The organism is Streptomyces ipomoeae 91-03 (assembly GCF_000317595.1).
In the GTDB taxonomy this organism is placed as follows: domain Bacteria; phylum Actinomycetota; class Actinomycetes; order Streptomycetales; family Streptomycetaceae; genus Streptomyces; species Streptomyces ipomoeae.
In genome coordinates this window covers 1-4,614 of record NZ_AEJC01000667.1, presented here as the reverse complement: position 1 = coordinate 4,614, position 4,614 = coordinate 1, and the positions used below count along the sequence as shown (strand labels likewise).

At 70.1% G+C, this 4,614-nt stretch carries 6 protein-coding genes; 4 read left to right on the top strand and 2 right to left on the bottom strand.

Annotated elements, in window-relative coordinates; all coding sequences use genetic code 11:
* The first annotated feature begins 49 nt into the window (after positions 1–49).
* On the top strand, positions 50–733 hold the full coding sequence (locus tag STRIP9103_RS44050; RefSeq protein ID WP_009342537.1) for a response regulator: 684 nt from the start codon (positions 50–52) through the stop codon (positions 731–733).
* 180 nt (positions 734–913) lie between these two features.
* Here STRIP9103_RS44050 and STRIP9103_RS44045 read toward each other — a convergent pair whose 3' ends face one another.
* Positions 914–1,300, bottom strand: coding sequence for a PPOX class F420-dependent oxidoreductase (locus STRIP9103_RS44045; RefSeq protein WP_009342530.1), 387 nt, complete (start codon positions 1,298–1,300; stop codon positions 914–916).
* 123 nt (positions 1,301–1,423) lie between these two features.
* Complete coding sequence (locus tag STRIP9103_RS44040) at positions 1,424–2,056, bottom strand: HAD family acid phosphatase (RefSeq protein WP_048822247.1); 633 nt, start codon at positions 2,054–2,056, stop codon at positions 1,424–1,426.
* Positions 2,057–2,448: 392 nt separating this feature from the next.
* Here STRIP9103_RS44040 and STRIP9103_RS44035 point away from each other — a divergent pair, with 392 nt between their 5' ends.
* The 3 genes from STRIP9103_RS44035 to STRIP9103_RS44025 all read left to right on the top strand — a co-directional run.
* Positions 2,449–3,297, top strand: coding sequence for an SAM-dependent methyltransferase (locus STRIP9103_RS44035; RefSeq protein ID WP_009342534.1), 849 nt, complete (start codon positions 2,449–2,451; stop codon positions 3,295–3,297).
* Entirely contained in the window at positions 3,297–3,818 is a 522-nt protein-coding gene (locus tag STRIP9103_RS52650) for a GNAT family N-acetyltransferase (protein ID WP_009342539.1), read from the top strand. The genes STRIP9103_RS44035 and STRIP9103_RS52650 overlap by 1 nt, the downstream gene beginning before the upstream one ends.
* Positions 3,819–3,916: 98 nt before the next feature.
* The coding region (locus STRIP9103_RS44025; protein WP_048822249.1) for an alpha-lytic protease prodomain-containing protein at positions 3,917–4,614 on the top strand (698 nt) is incomplete at its 3' end.

Below are 4,614 nucleotides of genomic sequence, written 5' to 3'. Positions count from 1 at the left end.
GCGCCGCCCCCTCCCCGTACCGTCTTCTCCTCTCAGGCATGATGCGCCCATGACCGACCGCAGCCCGATCCGCGTTCTGATCGCCGACGACCAGGACATGGTCCGCACCGGCTTCCGTTTCTTCCTCGACGCGCAGCCGGACATCACCGTGGTCGCCGAGGCCGCCGACGGCGAGACGGCCGTCCGGCTGGCCCGCGAGGTGCGGCCCGACGTGTGCCTGCTGGACATCCGTATGCCCAAGCTGGACGGCCTGGAGGCGACCCGGCTGCTGGCCGGCCCGGGTGTCGCCGATCCCCTGCGGGTGGTCGTGGTCACCACCTTCGACCTCGACGAGTACGTCTACGGCGCGCTGCACGGCGGCGCGTGCGGCTTCCTGCTGAAGGACTCGGGGCCGACCCTGCTGGCCGAGGCGGTACGGGCCGCCGCGGTGGGTGACTCGCTGGTGTCCCCGTCGGTGACGGTCCGGCTGCTCAAGCACGTCACCGGGAAGAAGGACGCCACCGCCGCTCCCGAGGCCCCGCGCCCGCAGGAGCCGCTGACCGACCGGGAACTCGACGTGGTCCGCCTCGTCGCGCTCGGCCACACCAACGCCGAGATCGCCGCGTCGATGTTCGTCTCCCTCTCCACGGTCAAGACCCATCTGGCGAGCATCCAGCTCAAGCTGGCGGCCCGGAACCGCGTCGAGATCGCGGCATGGGCGTGGCGGACGGGGCACGCGGGCGACGGTTCGTGACGGATCGCCCGGTGACCGGGGCACGAGCTTCGTGGTCCGCACCCGGCGACAGCCCTTGTCGCCGGTGTACTTCGAGCCCGGCAGCCGCTGGCTCCTCACCCGGTTCCGCGGCTGCCCCGACCGGGACCGTTCCACGCCCGACCCGACGTCAGCTGCCGATGTGCCGTTCGGCGGACCTCACTACGTGAGCGTGACGCGGATGCCGACGGTGCCGTCCGTGCCGCGGCGCAGGCGGCTGCCGAGGAGGGTGAGGCGGCCGAGGACGCCGTACTTGCGGGCGATGAGGCGGCGGTAGTGGGCACCGCCGGCGGCGTCGAGGATCTCGGCGCGGGCGGGGACGGAGTCGCCGGTGGGGTTGCCGCGCAGGTCGCAGGGGCCGACGAGGACATCGGCGCGGTTGCGGATCCGCTTGACCTTCCAGGAGTCCGCGACCGTCCAGATGCCGAGCGCGTCCCCGTCGCGCACCACCCACACCGGGGTCGGGACCCCCGTGCCGTTCTTGCGGAACGTGGTGATCAGCAGGTACTTGCCCGCGCCGAGCGCGTCGAGCGAGGTTTCGTCGGCCATGGCGGGAGTCTAGGTGCACGGCCGCCGTCGGGAACCGGCGGCCGTACGTCTTGGGGGTCCTCGCACCATGGCCGCGCGACTCGGGCGGGCATGGTGCGAGGACCCCTTGGGCCCCGGGCGGTGTCAGTCGAGCAGGCCGTCGTAGTCGGTGAGCTTGAAGGTGCGCTCGGCGTGGCCGCCGACCAGGTCGGTGGTGTTGTTGCCGACGTTGGCGATGATCGTGTAGCCGTCCGACTCGATGTCCGCGCGCGAGGCGGTCTTGTAGGCGGAGACCTCGGCGAACAGGTCGGGCAGGTCACGCACGTAGAGGCCGTCGACGGGGTAGCCGACGGTTTCCAGGTTCCACTCGGTGACGCTCTCGATGATGCCGGGGCGGGCGGTGACGAAGAAGACGTCGACGCCACGGGACTTGGCGTACTTGGCCAGCTCCAGGGAGGGCTTCAGCGCCGGGGTGGGCAGCTGGTACCAGGGCGTGTAGTGCGTCTCCAGCGTGGTGTTGTCGATGTCGAAGACGATGGCGAGCTTCTTGCCGGAGGCGTTCGCGGTGCGCTGCTGTATGTAGGGCGTGGCCGTGTCGATGACGGCCTTCACGTCCTTCTGCCAGGTCGCGTAGTCGACCTCGGCGGCTGCCGTGCTCACCGCGGCCTCGCTCGGCGCCGCGGTCGCCGGCACCGCCGCGGTCACCGAGCCGCCGAGACCGAGGACGGCCACCGCCGCGACCGTCGTGATGCGGCGTCCCACACCGCTTGCTGTCATGTTCGTCCCCTTTTTCTCATGTTTTTCTCATGTCAAAGCGGCGAGGTCGGTCTGACCTGCGCCGCACTCGTCATGGTCATGCCCATTCATGGCCGAAAGGCCACATGGAAGTTACCGATTGGTAGAGGCGCTTCGACGATCATTGGCCTCCGCCGTCGGACCCTGCGCGCGATGATGCGCGCGGGACGAGAGCCAGGGGGCAGCACGGCGACCTCGAGTCGCACGGATCCGGCGGGGGCGGTAGCGGACGACCGGAGCTGGGCGGCACTGGGTCCGGGCACGGATCGGTCTCGCGCACTGTGAAGATCGCCGAAGTCTCGGCAAAGCCCAACCGGCGGGTCTACATTGCCCGATGACGCTGCACCCTCACAGAAGATCCAGGAGCTGATGCCGTGACGGACAACCCGGCAGCCTCGGACTTCCCCTCCTCGTCGTTGAACAGCCGTATCGTCACCACGCGGCCGTCCGCGGCGCGGATCTGGAACTACTGGCTCGGAGGCGGGGACTACTACGAGGTCGACCGGAAAGCCGGGGACGAGATACGCCGGCTGCATCCGAGCATCCGCGACTACGCCCGCGCGGACCGGCAGTTCCTGGGGCGGGCCGTGCGTCATCTCGCCGCCGACGTGGGGATCCGGCAGTTCCTGGACATCGGCGCCGGACTGCCGACCGCGGAGAACACCCACGAGGTCGCCCAGCGCATCGCCCCGGACGCGCGGATCGTCTACGTCGACAACGACCCGCTGGTCCTGGTGCACGCCCGCGCCCTGCTGACGAGCACGCCCGAGGGCCGTACGGACCACGTCGACGAGGACCTGCGCAATGTCGACTCGATTCTCGAACACGCCGCGAGAACCCTGGACCTGACCCAGCCGGTCGCGCTGCTGCTGCTCGACGTGGTGGCCTTCATCCGCGACGACGAGGATCCGTACGGCATCGTGCGCCGCCTGATGGACGCCCTGCCCAGCGGCAGTCATCTGGTGCTCTCGCACACCATCACCAGCCCGGAGTGGCCCGATGTGGACATCGCGGCCGCCTGGTGGAACGCGCACGGCACCCCACCGCTGAACCAGCGCACTCCGGAGGCGGTCGCCCGTTTCTTCGACGGCCTCGACCTCCTCGAACCGGGCGTCGTCTCATGCACCCGCTGGCGCCCGGAACCCACCGGCGACTCCCCTCCGGGTGAGACCCGGGAACCGGAGGAAGTCGCCATGTACTGCGGAGTGGGAGGCAAGCCCTGATGACGATCGAGTGGGTCAGGCTGCAACTGGACGTCACCGACTTCGATCTGGCGCGCTTCCAGCCGTACGTCGACAAGTGCCGCACCTCCGGCATCCGGCTGACGACGCTCTCCGAACTCGGCGACACCCCCGAGCACCGCCGGGCGTTGTACGACCTCAACAAGGAGTGCTCGGCGGACATCCCGGGGCGCGGCGAGTTCTACACCTACGAGGAGTACCACCGGCAGCGCTTCGAGGTGCCCGCCTACGATCCCCGCGGTGTGGTGCTGGCGATCGACGGCGACCGCTGGGTCGGGATGGCGGCGACCTCGGACCGGCGCCGGTCGGGGTTCGTGTTCAACGAGATGACGGGCGTACGGGCCTGCCACCGGGGCCGGGGCATCTCGCTCGCCATGAAGACCTTCGGCATCGGGTTCGCCGGGATGTGCGGGGTCAGCACGGTCCGTACGCTGCACCACCCCGCCAATGTCCGCGCGATCGCCATGAACCGGACGTTGGGGTACGTCGACGCCGACTGGTGAACACGCGGCGACCAGCGCACGTATAGGGGGAGGGCGCTCAAGGACCGGACGCCCTCGCGGTGTTGACACCGTGTCGGACGGGGTTCGGGAGCCAGGTAATGAGGCACGCACGACGACGAGTCGTGAAGCGAGTGGCACGGCTGACAGCCGTCGGTGGACTGCTCTGCGGGGGCCTGATGGTCACGCAGGCGGCGATGGCGACCGAACCCGCCACCTCGCCGCCCGAGACCCGGAGTTCGGTGCTGGCGGCGTCCGGCACCGGAACGGGTCTGGTGACCAAGCTCGGCTCGAACCGTACGGCGGGCACCTGGATCGCCGACGACGGCCGTCCGGTGGTCGCCGTCACCGACGAGGAGGCGGCGGCCGAGGTCGAGAAGGCCGGGGCCCGGCCGAAGATGGTCGAGTACAGCGCGAAGGAGCTGAAGTCCGCGACGGAGGTGCTGCGTTCGGCGCCCCGGGTGTCGGGCACCTCCTGGGCGATCGACCCCGCCTCCAACGAGGTCGTGGTGCGGGCCGACAGCACGGTCTCCGCCAAGGACTGGAAGAAGCTGACGGGCCTCGCCGAGGAGATCGGCGGATCCGTGCGGATGGAGCGCACGGGGGGCGCGTACACGATGCGCCTCAACGGCGCCCAGCCCATCTTCGGCACCGGCGGACGCTGCTCGATCGGCTTCAACGTGGCCGACGGCGAGAACGAGTTCATGCTCACCGCCGGCCACTGCGGCCCCGCCGGTTCCGTGTGGTTCTCCGACAACCAGGGCCGGCAGGAGATCGGCCGGACGACCGAGTCGAACTT